General features: G+C 63.9%; 17 protein-coding genes. 9 read left to right on the forward strand and 8 right to left on the reverse strand.

Going from position 1 to position 18,666, the window contains the following annotated elements:
• Positions 1–10: 10 nt before the first annotated feature.
• From hutG to hutI, 3 genes are read right to left on the reverse strand one after another with little or no spacing between them, the layout of a single operon-like run.
• Positions 11–808, reverse strand: a complete 798-nt coding sequence (gene hutG / locus ACR0NY_RS11580; RefSeq protein ID WP_170369149.1) for an N-formylglutamate deformylase — start codon at positions 806–808, stop codon at positions 11–13.
• A complete protein-coding gene (gene hutH / locus ACR0NY_RS11585) occupies positions 805–2,343 on the reverse strand; it encodes a histidine ammonia-lyase (RefSeq protein WP_170369148.1) in 1,539 nt (512 codons plus the stop codon). The genes hutG and hutH overlap by 4 nt, the downstream gene beginning before the upstream one ends.
• Positions 2,340–3,548: an imidazolonepropionase gene (hutI, locus tag ACR0NY_RS11590; protein ID WP_170341201.1), complete on the reverse strand. Its 1,209-nt coding sequence runs from the start codon at positions 3,546–3,548 to the stop codon at positions 2,340–2,342. Before hutI ends, hutH begins: the two co-directional genes overlap by 4 nt.
• Before the next feature lie 81 nt (positions 3,549–3,629).
• Here hutI and ACR0NY_RS11595 point away from each other — a divergent pair, with 81 nt between their 5' ends.
• The 3 genes from ACR0NY_RS11595 (at position 3,630) to ACR0NY_RS11605 (ending at position 7,319) form a co-directional block, all read left to right on the forward strand.
• Positions 3,630–4,991 carry a formimidoylglutamate deiminase gene (locus ACR0NY_RS11595; RefSeq protein ID WP_170369147.1) on the forward strand — a complete coding sequence of 454 codons (1,362 nt, stop codon included), beginning with the start codon at positions 3,630–3,632 and terminating at the stop codon, positions 4,989–4,991.
• A gap of 28 nt (positions 4,992–5,019) precedes the next feature.
• Positions 5,020–5,724, forward strand: coding sequence for a GntR family transcriptional regulator (locus ACR0NY_RS11600; protein ID WP_170369146.1), 705 nt, complete (start codon positions 5,020–5,022; stop codon positions 5,722–5,724).
• 77 nt (positions 5,725–5,801) lie between these two features.
• On the forward strand, positions 5,802–7,319 hold the full coding sequence (locus tag ACR0NY_RS11605; RefSeq protein ID WP_170369145.1) for a malonate--CoA ligase: 1,518 nt from the start codon (positions 5,802–5,804) through the stop codon (positions 7,317–7,319).
• Here the strand turns inward: ACR0NY_RS11605 and ACR0NY_RS11610 are convergent, their stop codons facing one another.
• The 5 genes from ACR0NY_RS11610 to ACR0NY_RS11630 all read right to left on the reverse strand — a co-directional run bounded on the left by ACR0NY_RS11610 (position 7,320) and on the right by ACR0NY_RS11630 (position 12,981).
• A complete protein-coding gene (locus tag ACR0NY_RS11610; RefSeq protein WP_170341195.1) occupies positions 7,320–8,048 on the reverse strand; it encodes a metallophosphoesterase family protein in 729 nt (242 codons plus the stop codon).
• Positions 8,049–8,155: 107 nt separating this feature from the next.
• Positions 8,156–9,751, reverse strand: coding sequence for a phosphoglycerate dehydrogenase (gene serA, locus ACR0NY_RS11615; protein ID WP_170341193.1), 1,596 nt, complete (start codon positions 9,749–9,751; stop codon positions 8,156–8,158).
• Positions 9,752–9,819: 68 nt separating this feature from the next.
• Positions 9,820–10,974: a phosphoserine transaminase gene (locus ACR0NY_RS11620; protein ID WP_170369144.1), complete on the reverse strand. Its 1,155-nt coding sequence runs from the start codon at positions 10,972–10,974 to the stop codon at positions 9,820–9,822.
• Positions 10,975–11,156: 182 nt separating this feature from the next.
• The gene (locus ACR0NY_RS11625; protein WP_170369143.1) at positions 11,157–12,257 is read right to left on the reverse strand and encodes a Gfo/Idh/MocA family protein; all 1,101 of its coding nucleotides are present in this window, start codon (positions 12,255–12,257) and stop codon (positions 11,157–11,159) included.
• 13 nt (positions 12,258–12,270) lie between these two features.
• Entirely contained in the window at positions 12,271–12,981 is a 711-nt protein-coding gene (locus ACR0NY_RS11630; RefSeq protein ID WP_170369142.1) for a GntR family transcriptional regulator, read from the reverse strand.
• A 104-nt stretch (positions 12,982–13,085) separates the two neighbouring features.
• On the opposite strand from ACR0NY_RS11630, the gene ACR0NY_RS11635 reads away from it, so the two are divergent.
• Genes ACR0NY_RS11635 through ACR0NY_RS11660 form a run of 6 tightly spaced genes read left to right on the forward strand, consistent with a single transcriptional unit; the run spans position 13,086 to position 18,662 of the window.
• Positions 13,086–14,240: an LLM class flavin-dependent oxidoreductase gene (locus ACR0NY_RS11635; protein ID WP_093964187.1), complete on the forward strand. Its 1,155-nt coding sequence runs from the start codon at positions 13,086–13,088 to the stop codon at positions 14,238–14,240.
• A complete protein-coding gene (locus ACR0NY_RS11640) occupies positions 14,240–15,130 on the forward strand; it encodes an aldo/keto reductase (RefSeq protein ID WP_170369141.1) in 891 nt (296 codons plus the stop codon). Before ACR0NY_RS11635 ends, ACR0NY_RS11640 begins: the two co-directional genes overlap by 1 nt.
• Complete coding sequence (locus tag ACR0NY_RS11645; RefSeq protein WP_170369140.1) at positions 15,127–15,645, forward strand: flavin reductase family protein; 519 nt, start codon at positions 15,127–15,129, stop codon at positions 15,643–15,645. The genes ACR0NY_RS11640 and ACR0NY_RS11645 overlap by 4 nt, the downstream gene beginning before the upstream one ends.
• 52 nt (positions 15,646–15,697) lie before the next feature.
• On the forward strand, positions 15,698–16,285 hold the full coding sequence (locus tag ACR0NY_RS11650; protein ID WP_170369139.1) for a TRAP transporter small permease: 588 nt from the start codon (positions 15,698–15,700) through the stop codon (positions 16,283–16,285).
• Positions 16,286–17,575, forward strand: a complete 1,290-nt coding sequence (locus ACR0NY_RS11655; RefSeq protein ID WP_170369138.1) for a TRAP transporter large permease — start codon at positions 16,286–16,288, stop codon at positions 17,573–17,575.
• Positions 17,576–17,600: 25 nt separating this feature from the next.
• Positions 17,601–18,662 carry a TRAP transporter substrate-binding protein gene (locus tag ACR0NY_RS11660; RefSeq protein WP_170341179.1) on the forward strand — a complete coding sequence of 354 codons (1,062 nt, stop codon included), beginning with the start codon at positions 17,601–17,603 and terminating at the stop codon, positions 18,660–18,662.
• Positions 18,663–18,666: the final 4 nt, after the last annotated feature.

Here is an 18,666-nt window from a genome sequence, read left to right on the forward strand (position 1 = left end):
GGACTCCTATTTAGGCCAGCGCGCCCGACAGGGCCAGGGCACGCAGGCGGTCAAGCATCTCTTGCAGGTGTGGGCGCAGGCGTTCGGCCCGGTCCGCTCGCCATGTCCAGGGCGGCGTCTCGTCCATATAGGCGCGTTGCGCGATCTCCATCTGGATCGCATGTATGCCCTTGTCCGGACGGCCATAGTTCCGGGTGGTCCAGCCGCCCTTGAACCGGCCGTTCAGCACCGCGGTACAGCCCGACGCCCGGGCCACGGCGTCCACCGCCTGCGCGACCTCGGGTGCGCAGGTGGTGCCGTTATTGGTGCCCGTGTTGAACACCGGCAACTCTCCGTCGAACAGGAAGGGGATCCGCGACCGGATCGAGTGGCAGTCGAACAGGATCGCCACGCCATACCTGGCCCGCACCCGCTCCAATTCTTCCTGCAACGCGGCGTGGTAGGGGGCGTGGAACTTTTTGCGCCTCTCCTCGATTTCATCCTTCGACGGCTCCTGCCCTTCCAGCCAGATGGGTTGCCCGTCGAAATCGGTCAGCGGCACCAGGGTCGTCGTGTTCTGCCCCGGATAGAGCGACTGACCTGCGGGGTCACGATTGGCGTCGATCACATAGCGGTGCACGCGGGACTGAACCACCGTCGCATCGCCCAAAATCCCTTCATAGAGCCTGTTTATGTGCCAATCCGTGTCGGCCAACGCCCGGCCGGTCTGGTTCAGGCGCGCATGGATCTCCTCGGGCACGAAGGTTCCGCCATGCGGTTGGCCCAGCACGATCGGGCCCTGCCCCCGCTGCACCTCGACCACACTCATGCCGTAACCTCCGGCAGCGGTACGCCCAGCGCCCCCAGGATCGCGCCGCTGGCCACAAGATCCTTGGCCTGCTCCAGTTCCGGGGCCAGGTACCGGTCCTCCGCCAAAGGCGGGATATCGGCGCGCAGCCGCGCAATCACCCGCTGCAAGGGCGCGCTGGTCACCAGCGGGGCGCGGAACTCGACGCCCTGGGCGGCGCAGAGCAGTTCGATCCCAAGAATGTGGTTCAGGTTTTCTACCATGCGCGTCAAACGCCGCGCCCCATGGGCGGCCATCGAGACGTGATCTTCCTGGTTGGCCGAGGTGGGCGTGCTGTCGGTGACGCAGGGGTTGGCCAGATGCTTGTTCTCGCTCATCAGCGCGGCGGTCGTGACCTCGGCGATCATGAAGCCGGAATTCAAGCCCGGGTCGGGGGTCAGGAATGGCGGCAGATCGAAGCTGAGCGTCGGATCCACCATCAGCGCGATCCGGCGTTGCGCGATGGCCCCGATCTCGGACAGGGCCAGCGCGATCATGTCGGCGGCAAATCCCACCGGTTCGGCGTGAAAATTGCCGCCCGAAACGATCATGTCGGGATCGGACAGCACCAGCGGGTTGTCGGTGGCCGCGTTGGCCTCGGTCTGCAGGGTGGCGGCAGCCTGCCGGATCACGTCCATCGCGGCACCGGTGACCTGCGGCTGGCAGCGAATGCAATACGGATCCTGCACGCGGCTGTCGCCCTCGCGATGGCTTTCGCGTATTTCCGACCCCTGCAACACGGCCCGCATGGCGCTGGCGGCCTCGATCTGGCCACGATGACCGCGCAGGGCATGGATCTCGGGTTGCAGCGGCGCGGTGGAGCCCATGATGGCATCGGTCGATACGGCCGAAACGACGAGCGCATTCTGCGCCGCGCGCCAGCCCTCGAACAGGCCCGCCAAGGCGTAGGCCGTCGAAAACTGGGTGCCGTTGATGAAGGCCAGGCCCTCTTTCGGCCCCAGCTGAACAGGCTCTAACCCAGCTTTTTTCAAGGCTTGGGCGCCCGGCATGACCGTACCGTCCAGTTCGGCTTCGCCTTGGCCGATGACCACCGCCGTCATATGCGCCAGCGGCGCCAGATCCCCCGACGCCCCCACCGAGCCCTGTGCCGGGATCACCGGTGTCACGCCACGGGCCAGCATCTGCTGCAGCAGGTCCACCAGCACCCACCGCACCCCAGATGCGCCGCGCCCGAAGGACAACAGCTTGAGCGCCATCATCAGGCGCGCCAACCGCCGCGGCACCGCCGGGCCGACCCCGCAGCAATGGCTGAGGATCAGGTTGCGCTGCAGCGCCGAAGTGTCCTTGGCCGCGATCTTGAGGCTTGCCAGCTTGCCGAACCCGGTATTCACGCCATAGACAGGTTGATCACCGGCGGCGGCCTCGGCGATGCGGGCGGCAGCGGCCTCGACAGCCGGGCGACAGCCCTGATCCAGAACCACCGGCGTTTCGTTCCAGTAGATGTCCGCCAGTTGGGCCAGCGAGACCTGCCCTGGAACCAAGGTCAGGGCGCTCATACCTCCCCTCCGAAAATGCGTGCGTGCAGCGGGTTGAACCCGATCCGATAGGCCAGCTCGGCCGGGTGAGAGACGTCCCACACGGCCATATCCGCCCGCTGGCCCGGCGCGATCGAGCCGGCATCGGCCAGCCCAAGCGCGCGGGCGGCATTGCGGGTAACCCCGGCCAGCGCCTCGGCCGGGGTCATGCCAAACAGGGTGCAGCCCATGTTCATCGCCAGCAGCAGCGACGTCAGCGGCGAGGACCCCGGGTTACAATCGGTGGCCAGGGCCATCGGCACCCCGGCCTTGCGGAACAGGTCGATCGGCGGGACCTGCGTTTCCCGCAACGTGTAGAACGCGCCGGGCAGCAGAACCGCGGTCGTTCCAGCCTCGGCCATGGCAGCCACCCCGGCGGCGTCCAGATATTCGACATGATCGGCTGACAGGGCGCCATAGGACGCCGCCAGCCGGGCCCCGCCCAGATTTGACAATTGCTCGGCATGCAGCTTGACCGGCAGCCCCAGGTCACGTGCGGCGTCGAACACCCGCGCGATCTGAGTCGTATCGAAGGCGATGCCCTCGCAGAACCCGTCGACTGCGTCGACCAGCCCCTCGGCATGGGCCGCGCGCAGGGTCGGGATGCAGACCGTATCGAAATAGGCGTCTGCACGCCCTGTGAATTCGGGCGGCACTGCATGAGCGCCCAGAAAGCTGGTCCGGACCCGCACCGGGCGCTGCTTTGCAATTTCTCGGGCCGCGCGCAACATGCGCAGCTCGGTGTCCTGATCCAGTCCATAGCCGGACTTGAGTTCAATGCAGGTCACACCCTCGGCCAACAGCGCGTCTATGCGAGGCAGTGCCTCATGGATCAGGTCCTGCATACTGGCGGCGCGTGTGGCTGTGACCGTCGACAGAATCCCCCCTCCGGCGCGCGCGATCTCCTCGTAGGTTGCCCCGTTCAGCCGCATTTCGAACTCAACCGCCCGGTTGCCCCCGAAAATCGCATGCGTGTGCGGATCGATCAGGCCCGGAGTGATCAACCGATCTGCAAAATCGACGATCGGCCAGCCGGCGTGATCCGGCGGCAGATCTCGGTGCGGCCCGATCCATTGGATCCGGCCCGATGAAACAGCAATCGCCGCGTCTTCGACCAAGCCATAGGACGCACCCCCATCCGCCATGGTTGCGACCCGCCGACAACAAATCACCGAATTTCTGGTCATCGCGATTCTTTTGGACTCCCCTCGGGTTTCAATTTTTCGTATACGTGTAAAAAATTAAAGTCTACACAAAAAGAAGCACTGATGCCGATCCATGCCAAAACCGCCTTGTTAGGCTCTGACTGGGTTTCGAACCTGAGGGTCGAAACTGCGAATGGCGTCATCACCGGATTGGAGATCGGCGCGCGTCCGCAGTCGGCCGACACCAGCGTTGATGTCCTGCTGCCAGCCTTGTCGAACCTGCACAGCCACGCGTTTCAGCGCGCCATGGCCGGTATGACCGAGTTTCGCGCAGCCGGGCGGGAAAGCTTCTGGTCCTGGCGAAATCTGATGTACCGCTTTCTGGACAGGTTGACGCCCGCGCAGATGGAGGCCATCGCTGCGCTGGTGTTCCTTGAGATGCAGGAGGCCGGATATGCCGCGGTCGGGGAATTCCACTATGTGCATCACCAGCCCGGCGGCGCGCCCTACGACCAGCTTTCCGAGCTGAGCCAGCGTATCTTCGCAGCAGCTTTGCGGACGGGAATCGGTCTGACCCATTTGCCGGTTCTCTATTCCTACGGCGGCGTCCGGCAAGAGCCCCTGTCTGGCGGCCAGTTGCGGTTCGGCAATGACGTAGACCGGTTCATGGACCTGTATCACGAATGCCGGTCGGCTGCCGCAGATCTTGCCGCGGACACGGTGGTCGGCATCGCGCCGCATTCCTTGCGCGCCACCTCACCCACAGACTTGGCCCTGCTGCTGGCGCAAGTTCCGGAGGGTCCGGTTCACATCCATATCGCCGAACAGGTGAAAGAGGTCGAGGACGTGCAATCCGCTTTGGGCCAACGCCCGGTCGCCTGGCTTCTGGACAATGCCCAGGTCGATTCACGCTGGTGTCTGATCCATGCTACCCAGATGAACGACGCCGAAACACGGGCTCTGGCGCGTTCGGGGGCCGTGGCCGGCCTGTGTCTGATCACAGAAGCCAACCTAGGCGACGGGATCTTCAACGGAGTGCCCTACCTTGAAACTCAAGGACGGTTCGGTGTCGGATCAGACTCTAACGTGCGGATTTCTCTGCCAGAGGAGTTGCGCAGTCTGGAATACTCCCAGCGCCTTCGCGACCGATCCCGCGCGGTTCTGGCGGCAGCCAACGGTTCCGTGGGACATGCGTTGTACACCGGCGCGGCACAAGGCGGGGCGCAGGCTCTGGGCCGCAATGCCGGAAAGATCGCGGTCGGCAAACTGGCCGACCTGGCGGCGGTTGACCGGTCGCACCCGACGCTTTGCGCGCTGGCGGATCATCAACTTCTGGACGGCTTGTGCTTTGCCGCACCCGATGGTCTGGTAACGGATCTGTGGTCGGCGGGCCGTCATATGGTGCGGGATGGCAGGCATATTGCGCGCGAGACGATAATCAGAGACTACAAAGCCGCGATTGCAGACCTGTTGACCGACGTCTGAACCGGCAAAGAACTGAGTTGAGATCAAGATGACCCAGACCGCTGACACGACCGGCTACAAGGAAATCAAGCAGACTGTGCTTGACCGCATCCGCTCGGGCCAGTGGCTGCCGGACATGTTGCTTCCCAACGAGCAGGACCTTGCGGTCGAATTTTCGTGCACGCGTACCACGGTCAATCGGGCACTGCGCGAACTGGCCGAAGAAGGATTTCTGGAACGCCGCCGCAAGGCCGGTACCCGGGTGCTGAGCGCGCCCCAAAGACAGGCCCGGTTCAACATCCCGCTGGTCCGGGAAGAGGTCGAAGCTCTGGGCGGCACCTACCGGTATGCACTTGTCTCGGCCCAAGCCGATCAGGCACCCGAATGGCTGGCCGCGCGGCTGGCGCTGGGTTCGGATCGGCGGGTGATTCATGTGCGGTGTATGCATTTTTTGGACAACACCCCGTTTCAGTTTGAAGATCGCTGGATCGTTACGGCCAGCGTCCCGGCTGTCGAACAGGCTGATTTCTCGACGCTGGGACCCAATGAATGGCTGATCCAGACGGTCCCCTTCACCAATGTCGAGCTGTCTTTTCTGGCAAGCCGCGCCGGTGCCGAACTGGCCGGGTTTTTGGACGTAACGGTTGGGGAGCCGGTTTTTACCGCGGAACGTATCACTTGGTTGCAAGGCAGCCCGGTTACCTTCGCCAAGATGTATTTCGCGGCAGGCTACCGGATGACCACCCGGTTCTGAGGTTGTCCGGGCCTTTACCGCGGCCCGAATCCGGTACAGGTTCGCCTTGACCGAACAACGGCAACACGGAGAACGGGATGAGCAACCCGCTATACGATCGACTTTTCGGCATTCACGCGGGCAAGACAACGCCGTTCCTGCATCTGCCGGACGGACGCGTTCTCTCACATGCCGATTTCCTGGACATGGCGGCCCGGATCGCCAACGCTTTGACGGCCTGCGGACTGGAACCTGATGACCGCGTTGCGGTGCAGGTCGCGAAATCGCCCGAGGCACTGGCGCTTTACGCAGCCTGCGTTCAGGCCGGGCTGATCTTTCTGCCGCTGAACACCGCCTACACGACAGACGAGCTGCGGTATTTCATCGAAAACAGCGGTGCTCGGATGGTTGTCGCGGATGCCAATTCACAAGCCGATATCGAGCCGATTGCCCAAGCGCAGAATGCAATGCTCGAAACCCTGAACGCGGACGGTTCCGGCAGCCTGATGCGGCGCGCACTTGGGATGTTGCCAGCCTTCGAACCCGCGCACAGGACCGAGGATGACCTGGCGGCCTTCCTTTATACTTCGGGCACCACCGGGCGGTCCAAAGGCGCCATGCTGACGCAGGCGAACCTGCTGTCGAACGCCGAAACGCTGGTGCAGGAGTGGCGCTTCACCGCGGACGACGTGTTGCTGCACGCGCTGCCGATCTTTCACACCCATGGCCTGTTCGTGGCCACCAATGTCATGCTGTCGGCCGGCGGGTCGATGATCTTTCTGCCGGGCTTCGATCTGGACGACATCCTGCGCCTGATGCCCAAGGCGACCTCGATGATGGGGGTGCCGACCTTCTATACCCGGCTTCTGGACGACGACCGATTCACCGGGGACCTGGCACGGCACATGCGGCTGTTCATATCCGGTTCGGCGCCGCTGCTGGCCGAAACCCACACGCGGTTCGAGGACCGCACCGGCCACCGGATCCTGGAACGCTATGGCATGACCGAGACCAACATGAACACCTCGAACCCCTATGAAGGCGAGCGCCGCGCCGGGACGGTGGGCTTTCCGCTGCCGGGGGTCGAGTTGAAGATCACCGACCCCGAAACGGGCGAGCCGCTGCCACAGGGCGAGATCGGCATGATCGAGGTGCGCGGGCCGAACGTGTTCAAGGGTTATTGGCAGATGCCCGAGAAAACCGCCGCCGAACTGCGCGAGGACGGGTTCTTCATCACCGGCGATCTGGGCCGCATCGACGCGGATGGCTATGTGCAAATAGTGGGACGCGGCAAAGACCTGATCATTTCGGGCGGATACAACATCTATCCCAAGGAAATCGAGCTGGTTCTGGATGACCAGCCCGGCGTGCTGGAAAGCGCGGTGATCGGCGTGCCGCACCCGGATTTCGGGGAAACCGTGCTGGGCATCCTGGTGCCCGAGGTCGGCGCGGCACCGGATCTGGATGCGATCATGGAGGCGGTGAGCAAAAGCCTTGCCCGTTTCAAACATCCCCGCAGGCTGATCCTGCTGGACGAACTGCCCCGCAATACGATGGGCAAGGTGCAGAAAAACGTTCTGCGTGAGACCTACAAGGACATGTTCGCGGGCGGCTGATCAGGGGCGCAGCGGCACGCGTCCGGCTTCGGTCAGCAGCCAGCAGTCGCGCCCCTCGAACACGGCAACCCCGGTTTGGCGGGCGTAGCCTGCGCCGCTGTCCAGGTTGATGCGGTTCCCGTAATGGGCGGGGCGGTCCACCACCGTGTGGCCATGCACGATCAGCTTGGGGTGCGGGGTTTCGCAGGCGTGAAAACTCTGACGGATCCAGACCAGATCGTCTTCGGCCTGCGCGCTCAGCGGCACGCCCGGCCGGATGCCGGCATGGACAAAGGCAAGCTCGGGGGTCTGATGCATCCGCACCAGGTCACGCAGAAATGCCTTGTGCGCGGTCGGCACCGCCGCAAGGGCCGCGCGATGCACATCTTGCAGCCGGGTGCGGTCCTCGAATTCGACGCCATAGCTGCGCAGGGTTTCGGTGCCGCCCAGCCGCTCGTGCAGCCAGTGGTACCCGACCAGAAGATGCGGATCATGGCGCGGCTCATCCTGCAGGAACCACGCGAACATGCGGTCATGGTTGCCCAGCAGCGTGACCCAGTTCCGCCCGGCGTCGCGCCCGGCAATCAGCCGGTCCAGCACGCCCTTGCTGTCGGGGCCGCGATCGACGTAGTCGCCCAGAAACACGATCCGCGCATCGCGCCCGCCATCCTGCTCGATCAGCGACAAGGCGCGGTCGAACTCGGCCGTCTGGCCGTGCAGATCTCCGATGGCGTAGATGGGCGCAGTCATGTCCATGTCTCCGTTCCGGGCCGGGTTGGATTTGCGGGCCTTTGCAACGACAACGCCTGCACCGGGTGGGTGCAGGCGTCAATCGCTTTCATCCGGGTCTTGCCGGATCAGACCACGTCGAACTCCAGCGGCTTGATCTGGGTGAACAGCCCGGTTTCAGCCAGCTTGGCGCGGGCTTCGGCCGGAACCGGCTCGTCAACATACAGCAGCGCGATCGCTTCGCCGCCCGCCTGGGCGCGGCCCAGGGTAAAGTTGGCGATGTTCACGCCATGCTCGCCCATGGTCTTCCCCAAGGTGCCGATGATGCCCGGCACGTCCTCGTTGGTGGTGTACAGCATGTGCGCGCCGACCTCGGCATCGATGTTGATGCCCTTGATCTGGATGAAGCGCGGCTTGCCGTCGCTGAACACGGTACCCCCGATCGAGCGTTCGCGCTTGTCGGTCACCACGGTCACCTTGATATAGCCCTCGAAGGCGCCCGATTTGTCCTGGTTGGTGGTCGAGATCTTGACGCCGCGCTCTTTGGCCACGACCGGGGCCGAGACCATGTTCACCTCGGGGTTCGAGCGTTTCATGATCCCCGCCACCACCGCGCAGTTCAGCGCGGCCAAGTTCATCTGCGCCGCCACGCCATCATACAGGATGTTGATCGCCTTGATCGGCTCGTCGGTCATCTGGCCGATGAAGCTGCCCAGATGGCCGGCCAGCTTGATCCACGGGCCCATGACCTTGGCCTCTTCGGCGGTGACGCTGGGCATGTTCAGCGCATTCTCGACCGCGCCGGTCAGCAGATAGTTCGAGATCTGCTCGGCCACCTGCAGCGCCACGTTTTCCTGCGCTTCGGTGGTCGCCGCGCCCAGATGCGGGGTGCAGACCACGTTGGGCAGGCCGAACAGCGGGTTTTCCTTGGCCGGTTCCTCGCTGAACACGTCGAACCCCGCGCCGGCGACATGGCCGGATTTGATCAGTTCGGCCAGCGCCTCTTCGTCGACCAGACCGCCGCGGGCGCAGTTGATGATACGCACGCCCTTCTTGGTCTTGGCCAGATTCTCGCGGCTGAGGATGTTGCGGGTCTGGTCGGTCAGCGGCACGTGCAGGGTGATGAAATCGGCCCGTGCCAGCAGCTCGTCCAGCTCGACCTTTTCCACGCCCATCTTGTCGGCCTTCTCCTGGCCAAGATAGGGGTCATAGGCGATGACCTTCATCTTGAGGCCCTGCGCCCGATCGCAGACGATGCCGCCGATATTGCCGGCGCCGATCACGCCCAACGTCTTGTTGGTCAGCTCGACCCCCATGAATTTGGACTTTTCCCACTTGCCCGCATGGGTGCTGGCATTGGCCTCGGGGATCTGGCGCGCCACAGCGAACATCATCGCGATGGCGTGCTCGGCGGTGGTGATCATGTTGCCGAACGGCGTGTTCATCACGATCACGCCCTTTTTCGAGGCCGCGTCCTTGTCGATATTGTCAGTGCCGATACCAGCGCGGCCGATCACCTTCAGCTTGTCGGCCTTTTCCAGGATCTTCTCGGTGACCTTGGTGGCCGAGCGGATGGCCAGGCCGTCATAGTTGCCGATGATCTCGGCCAGCTTTTCCTTGTCCTTGCCCACGTCGGGCATGAAATCCACGTCGATGCCGCGGTCGCGGAAGATCTGAACCGCGGTTTCGCTGAGCTTGTCGGATACGAGTACTTTGGGGGCCATGTGCGTGGTCCTTGAATGGGATGATAACTCCGGGCCGGACACGGCCCGGATCTTCTAAGGGAAAGGGGTCAGGCGGCTTCGGCCTGGGCCGCGATCTCGGCCTCGAATGCCCATTTCAGCCAGGGCAGCATCGCCTGGATGTCGGACGTCTCGACCGTGCCGCCGCACCAGATGCGCAGCCCGGCCGGCGCATCGCGATACGCGCCGATGTCCAGCGCCACGTTCTCGGCCTCCAGCCGCTTGGCGACCGCCTTGGCAAAGCTTGCGCCGTCGCGAACACGCGGATCGGTGAATTTCAGGCAGACGCTGGTGTTCGACCGCGTGGCCGGGTCCTCGGCCAGGTTGTCGATCCAGTCGTTCTGGTCGCAAAACTCAAAAATCGCCTGAGCGTTGGCATCGGCGCGGGCGATCAGGCCCTGCAGCCCGCCGACCGAGCGCGCCCAGTCCAGCGCGAACAGGTAATCCTCGACCGCCAGCATCGACGGCGTGTTGATGGTTGCGCCGGTAAAGATGCCCTCGATCAGCTTGCCACCCTTGGTCAGGCGGAAGATCTTCGGCAGCGGCCATGCGGGGGTATAGCTTTCCAGCCGCTCAACCGCGCGGGGGCTGAGGATCAGCATGCCATGCGCGGCCTCGCCACCCAGAACCTTCTGCCAGCTGAAGGTGGTGACATCCAGCTTGTCCCAGGGCAGGTCCATCGCGAAAGCGGCGCTGGTGGCGTCGCAGATGGTCAGGCCGGCGCGGTCATCGGCGATCCAGTCGCCATTCGGAACCCGCACGCCCGAGGTGGTCCCGTTCCAGGTAAAGACCACGTCATTGTTGAAATCGATGGACGCCAGATCGACGATCTGCCCGTAGTCGGCGGTTTTCACCTCGGCGTCGATCTTCAGCTGTTTGACTACGTCGGTGACCCAGCCCGCGCCAAAGCTTTCCCAGGCCAGCATCTCGACCTTGCGTTCGCCCAGCAGCGACCACAGCGCCATTTCCACCGCGCCTGTATCCGAGGCCGGAACGATGCCGATGCGATAGTCGGCCGGAATGCCCAGCAGCTCGCGCGTGCCTTCGATGGCGGCCTTCAGCTTGTCCTTGCCGACGGCGGCGCGGTGCGACCGACCCAGCGCGGCACCGGCCAGCTTGTTCAGCTCGAATGTAGGGGGTTTGGCGCAGGGGCCCGAGGAAAAACGCGGGTTGGCCGGCCGCGTTGCCGGTCGTTCGATGGTCATTGGTGTTACCCTTCCAGATATACGCCCCTCGTTGGGGAGGGGTGTCCCGCGGCCAGACCTAGGGGGCCGCGGATGGGCGGGCAAGCGGAAAAGACGCTTTGAATATCAAAAACGACACGGGCGGTGACGCCAAATCGGAACACAGGTTTCCGATCGGCGCATTTTGCACCCGCAGAAAGACCTCAGCGATCCAGCCGGACCGTTTCACCCGTGGCAAGCGATTGCTGTGCCGCCAGCCCCATGCGCACGGCCCACATGCCGTCGGTCAGGCTGACATCCGGGGCGTCGCGCTCACCGCGCACCAGTGCCAGAAAGCCCTGGTGCTGATAGAAGGTCGAGCCGTTGTGGTCGCCCGCCGCCAGCAGGAGCGGATCGACGGGAATGTCGCGGGCGATCGGGCCCTTGGGGTCGCGCGGGCTGACGATCAACTGCGGCACCGGCGGCGCGCCCAGATGTTCGGGCCAGAACCGGCCCGGCCCGGGCACCAGTGCCTCGATCTTGGCCTTGGGGCCGATGACCGAGATTTCCTCCTGATACCGCGCGCCCTCGGCGAACATGCACAGCTCCAGCATCGCGCGCGCGCCCGAAGCGAAATCGACGATGACATAGCCGTGGTCCAGGATGTCGGGGGTTTCCCCGTCATAGGTTTCGTCCAGATGGTTCACGGCCTGCCCGCCGCTGGCACTGATGCGCACCGGGTCGGATTGCAGGATCAGGCGCATCAGGTCGAAGAAATGACAGCATTTCTCGACGAAGGTGCCGCCCGTGTTGCGGTTGAACCGGTTCCAGTTGCCGACCTTTTCCAGAAACGGAAAGCGGTGTTCGCGGATGCTCAGCATCTTGACCCCGCCGCTGGTGTCCTGCGCCTCGGCGATCAGGGCGGCGATGGGCGGCATATAGCGATATTCCATCGCCACCCAGATCGGACAGGGATAGCTGCGCTCTATCTCGGCCAGACGGGCCGCATCGTCGGGGTTGGTGAACAGCGGCTTTTCCACCAGCAGCGGCAAGGGACGGGTCTGGGCGATCTGGGCGATCTGATCCACATGCAGATGGTTGGGGCTGGCGATGACCAGGCAGTCCAACTCCGCGACCGCCAGCAGGTCCTGCAGCGACGGCACCATCCTGGCCCCCGGCGCAATCGCCTGCGCGGCGCGCGCCATCGCGGGGTCGGGCTCGAAAATGGCGGCCACTTGCGTGCCCTCCAGCAGGGCGATGTTGTGCAGGTGTTCCTGCCCCATCATGCCACATCCGATCAGCCCGTAATTGATGGTCCGGGTCATGCGCGTTTCCTCGTCATTTCAGTCGTTGGACGTAAGTTGCCCGGTCCGGGTCGAACCAGGTTTTCGAAAACTCGACGGGTTCAGGCCGTTCCGACCAGCTGAACCGCTCGATGTAACCGACGGTCTCGCCCGCAGGCCGGGTGAAGTGCGCGGGGGTCCAGTCGGGCAGCCGGCCGACCGAAACCCGATCCTCGGCGCGGGTGATCCAAAACCCAAGCTGCTGCTGGTAATAGCGATAGAGCGAGTCCGACAGCAGCCGCCGGTCGATCAGACCGGCTGATTCGTCCAGCCAGATTTCCTCGACCGCGATGATTGTGTCATTCAGATACCGCATCCGCCGCACGCGCGACCCGCGCCGCGAAGTGCCGAAATCGGGCAGGTCGGCGGGCTTGTCCAGGTGATCGACCGACAGGATGTCGGCGCGCGGCAGGCCGCCGCCCTCGGGCAGTTCCAGCCGGAACATGGCATAGACGCTGTTCTGGGTCCCGGTCTCGCGCACATAGTTGCCCGAGCCCTGGATCCGCTCGAGCATCCCCTTTTTTTCCAGCTCGGCAAGCGATTTTCGCAGCGTCCCGACCGAGACGTTCAACTGCGCCGCCATGTCCCGCTCGGGCGGCAGACGCTCGCCGTCGATCAGCCGTCCGGCGGCGATGTCGCGGATCAGCAGCTCGGCGATCTGCACATAGATCGGCAGGGCGTTGGGGTTTCTGGTCGATGGGGACACGCGGGCGCTTCACTTGGTCGCAGAAAAAATTGATACACTATTGATCTACATCAATGTGGTTGCTACGCAAGAGAAAAGTTGAGCCCGGCAGGAGAGAGAATCAGATGACGATCGTCCCCATCACATCCCCCGATCTGGATGCGGCCGAGGTTTCGTGGTTCGCGGCGCTGTGCTCGGACGATTATCAGTTTCTCGGCGTGCCCGACGGCGATCTGCGCTCCAGCTGGGAACATTGCTCGGGCATCGTGAAAGAGGCCGAGGCGCAGGGCTTTCGCAACATCCTGTGCCCGTCCTCGTATCAGGTGGGGCAGGACACGCTGAGTTTCGTGGCCGGCTGCGCGCCGATCACCGAAAAGATCAACCTGCTGGCCGCCGTGCGCTGCGGCGAGATGCAGCCGATCATGCTGGCGCGCACCATCGCGACGCTGGACCACATGCTGAAGGGGCGGCTGACGGTCAACATCATCTCGTCGGATTTTCCGGGGGAAAAAGCCGAAAGCAGCTATCGCTACCAGCGCTCGCGCGAGGTGGTCGAGATTCTGAAACAGGCTTGGACGCAAGATGAGATCAATTACCAGGGTCAGGTCTACAATTTCTCGGGTCTGACGACTGATCCGGCCAAACCCTATCAGACCGGCGGGCCGCTGCTGTATTTCGGGGGCTATTCGCCCGATGCGCTGAAGCTGTGCGGCCAGCATTGCGACGTCTATCTGATGTGGCCCGAAACCAAGGACCAACTGGCCGAGCGGATGAAGGCCGTGCACGCGGTGGCCGACGAGTACGGCCGCACGCTGGATTATGGCCTGCGGGTGCACATGATCGTGCGCGATACCGAGGCCGAGGCCAAGGAATACGCCGACTACATCGTGTCGAAACTGGATGACGAATACGGCCGCGCGATCCGCGAACGGGCGCTGGACGCCACCTCGCTCGGTGTTTCGCATCAGGCCAGGAACCGCGAGCTGGCCGACAAATACGGCTATGTCGAGCCGGGCCTGTGGACGGGCGTCGGCCGGGCGCGGTCAGGCTGCGGCGCGGCGCTGGTGGGCTCGACTGATCAGGTGCTGTCGAAGATCGAAGAGTATCAGAAGATGGGCATCCGCGCCTTCATCTTCTCGGGCTATCCGCATATGGACGAGGCCCGCCATTTCGGCACCCGCGTGATGCCGCATCTGAAAACCTGTTCCCTTCCCGAAGCCTATGGAAGGGTTCCTGCTGACACCCCGGCGACGCCGCTGGGCAACGGAGTTCGTCGTTGATGCAACGTATCAAGCTTTCAGACACCCTGGAACTGAGCCGCCTTGTCTATGGCATGTGGCGGCTGGGCGATGACAGCGACACCTCGGCCGCGCATGTGGCGGCCAAAATCCACGCCTGTCTGGATCAGGGCATCACCAGCTTCGATCAGGCCGACATCTATGGCGACTATGGCGCCGAGGCGATTCTGGGCAACGCCCTGCGCGCCAATCCCGGCCTGCGCGACCGGATGGAGATCGTCACCAAATGCGACATCGTCGCCCCCTGCGGGCGCTATGCGGATGCAAAGGTGAAATACTATGACACCTCGCGCGCGCACATTCTGAAATCGGTCGACACCTCGCTGCGGGAAATGGCGATCGACCGTATCGACCTGCTGCTGATCCACCGCCCCGACCCGTTCATGGACCACCATGAAACCGGCGCCGCGCTGGACGAGGTCGTGGCCAGCGGCAAGGTCCGCGCAGTGGGCGTGTCGAATTTCCGCCCCTGGGACTGGCAACTGCTGCAATCGGCCATGAAGACCCCGCTGGTGACCAACCAGATCGAGATTTCTCTGGGCGCGATCGCTCCGTTCACCAATGGCGATCTGGCCTTTCACCAGCAGCACGGCCACCCGGTGATGGCGTGGTCGCCGCTGGGCGGCGGAGCGCTCATGGCGGGCAATCCTCCGGTGGGCGTGGTCGCGGACGAGATCGGCGCGCAGTTCAACGTCGATCGGGCCGCGGTGGCCGTGGCCTTCCTGCTGGCCCATCCGGCCGGCATCATGCCGGTTCTGGGCACCAACAGCCTGGATCGCATCAAGCGCATCTCGGACGCCCTCAAAGTCAATCTGGATCGTGAAGCCTGGTTCCGCCTCTACGAGGCGGCGCTGGGGCATGAGGTACCATGATGAACGCATTTTCGAACGACATGGCGCGCACCTTCATTCCGCACAAGGACGACACCCGCACCCTGCGGGACGCTTTCGGCCGGTTCGCCACCGGCGTTACCGTGGTGACGTGCGACAGCCCCGACGGGCCGGTCTGCATCACGGCCAACAGCTTTTCCTCGCTGTCGCTGGACCCGCCTTTGGTGATGTGGGCCGGCGACAGGAATTCGCGCCGGTTCCCCTATTTTCACAAGGCGCGTCATTTCAATGTTCATGTTCTGTCGGCCGACCAGGCCGAGCTGTGCTTTGGCTGCTCGAAAGACGCCTTTGCCCTGCGCGACATCGACCACGACCGCTGCGAAAACGGCACGCCGCTGCTGCGCGGATGCCTGGCGCGGTTCGAATGTGAACAACATGCGTATCACGATGCGGGCGATCACGTTATCGTGGTGGGCAAGGTCTTGCGGGCCAGCATGGCGGACGGAGACGCGCTGACCTTTTACGCCGGCAAGCTCGGCCAATTCGCGCACCAATAAGCGCGGGACACGGTCGCGGGCCAAACCCGCGGCCTGAACAGGGAGGATCCGCATGGGCGGATTGACGTCGGTGCTTGCGCCGATTGCATTCGTGAACGAAACCGCGCTGCGTGTGGGCCGCGCGGTTGGTGTCGTTGCGATCGCCTTCATGGTGATCGCGATCCTGATCCAGGTGTTCTTCCGCTACGTTCTGGGCAACGCCCTGCCCTGGCCTGACGAGGCGGCGCGGTTCTGCATGTTGTGGATGACCGGCCTGATGGCACCCACCGCATTCCGGCGCGGCGGGTTCGTGGCCATCGACATGCTGGTCCGCTTTCTGCCGCGCGTACCCGGCCAGTTGCTGAACCTGTTTCTGCTGCTGCTCAGCCTGACGGTTCTGGTGGTCGCCGTGCGCATCGGCTGGTCCGAGGTCACGGGCTTTGGCGGGCGTTTCGCCACCGCAGCGCTGTACCTGCCCACCTCGCTGGGCTTTGACGAATGGTACCGGATCCCGCGCAGCTGGATGATGGCCTCCCTGCTGGTGGGTGTGATCCTGCTGCTGTCGGTCAACATCGAACTGATCCTGCGCTCGATCATCACCATGCTGGGCGGCGGTGACCTGCTGCCCGAGATCCCCGAAGCCGCCGTGGGGGCCGAATAGATGCTGGTCTGGTTCCTGCCCGTCTTTCTGGTGTTTCTGCTGATCGGCCTGCCGGTCTTTTTTGCACTGCTGGCCGCGCCCGGCCTGCTGCTGTGGCTGAATGGCCAGACCAACGACATCACGCTGCTGTACCGCAATGTCTACAACGGGATGGACAGCTTTCCGCTGATGGCCATCCCCTTCTTCATGCTGGCCGGAGAGCTGATGAACCGCGGCGGCATCACGATCCGCCTGGTCGAGTTCAGCCAGGCGCTGATGGGGCATCTGCGCGGCGGGCTGGCGCATGTGAACGTGCTCAGCTCGATCCTGTTCGCGGGGCTGTCGGGCTCGGCGGTGGCCGATACCTCGGCGCTGGGCTCGATGCTGATCCCGGCGATGGAGAAGCAGGGCTATACCCGCAAGTTCGCCGCCGCGATCACCGCCGCCAGCTCGGTCATCGGACCGATCATCCCGCCCTCGGGGATCATGATCATCTATGCCTATGTCATGGGAGAAAGCGTCGCGGCCCTATTCCTGGCCGGCATCGTGCCGGGCGTCATGGTGGGCATCGGTCTGATGCTGATGATCAAGGTCATGGCCGACCGGTATGATTTCCCGGTGGCCAGCCGCAAATACACCTGGCCCGAGCGCGGTCAGGCCAGCCTCAAGGCCTTTTTCCCGCTGATGACGCCGGTGATCATCCTGGGCGGTATCCTGGGCGGCATCTTCACCCCGACCGAGGCCGCCGCCGTCGCCGTGGGTTATGCCTTCATCATCGGGTTTTTCGTGCTGCGCACGCTGACCTTGAAAGAGGTGCCCGACGTCCTCAGCAACGCGGGCATGACCTCGGCCGTGGTGCTGCTGCTGGTGGGGGCGGCGATGGCGTTCAAGACCGTGGTCAGCCTCAGCCACGCGCCCGAGCAACTGGCCGCGCTGATCCTCGGACTGTCGGAAAACCCGCTGATCCTGCTGTTCCTGATCAACCTGCTGCTGTTCGTTGTGGGCATGTTCCTGGATGCAGGCCCGGCGATCATCATCCTGGGGCCGATCCTGGGCCCGATCTTCACCAGCCTGGGCGTCGACCCGATCCATTTCGCCATCATCATGAGCGTCAACCTGACCGTTGGCCTGGCCACACCGCCTATGGGGCTGGTGCTGTTCGTGGCCGCCGCCGTGTCACGCGAACGGGTGGAAACCATCGCCAAGGCGATCCTGCCGTTCCTGGCCGTCGAAATCGCAGTGATCTTCCTGATCACCTATGTCCCCGCAATATCCATGACGATCCCGCGTTTGACGGGATTTGCAAACTAGACTGAGTACCACAGGGAGGAAACGCATGCTCAGAACATTCTTCAAAACCGCAGCACTGGCCACGTCGCTGGTGGCGGCCTCGGCGCTGGCGGCCTCGGCGGCCGACTATACGCTGCGCGCCACCGCCAACTCGAACGAAAACGACGAGGACTATGACGGCCTGGTCGTGTTCAAGAACTTCGTCGAGAACGCCTCGAACGGCGCGATCGAGGTCGAGCTGTTCATCGGCACGCAGCTGTGCTCGAACGGGGCCGAATGCCTGCAGGGCGTGGCCGACGGCACCATCGACATCTACATCTCGACCTCGGGCGGGGCCTCGGGCATCTTCCCTTACGTGCAGGTACTGGACCTGCCCTATCTGATGGCCGACGACCGCATCGCCGAGCGGGTTCTGTCGGGTGATTTCACCCGCAAGATGCGCGAAATGGCGCTGGAGGATTCGGGCGGCGCGATCCGCCTGATGACCATCGGCAACACCGGCGGCTGGCGCAACTTCGCCAACACCAAGCGCCGCGTGACCCAGCCGTCCGACATGGACGGGCTGAAGATCCGCACCGTGGTCGCAGACCTGCCCCAGGAACTGGTCAAGGCCCTGGGCGCCTCGCCCACTCCGATCCCGTGGCCGGAACTGTTCACCAGCTTCCAGACCGGCGTGGTTGACGGCTCGAAGAACGGCATCACCGACATCATGGGCATGAAATTCCCCGATGCCGGCCTGCAATATGTCACGCTGGACGGGCACGCCTATATGGGCGCGCTTTGGTGGATGAACAACGCCAAGTTCCAGGAAATGCCCGAAGATCTGCGCCGTGTCGTCGTCGATGGGTTCTATGCGCTGCAGCAGGCCACCTTTGCCTCGCCCAAGCGCAAGTCGATCCAGGCATACGAAGACTTCGTGGCCGGTGGCGGCGACCTGTACGTGCCGACCCCCGAAGAAAAAGAGGCGTTCAAGCAGGCCGCGACCCCGGTCTATGACTGGTTCCAGCAGAACGTCGCACGCGGGGACGAGATCTATGGCGCGCTGACCGCGGCCGTGGCCGAGGCCGAGGCAGAGATCAACGCGGAACGCGCCGCCGACCTGAACTGATGCG

The organism is Ruegeria sp. BJ5 (genome assembly GCF_056537865.1).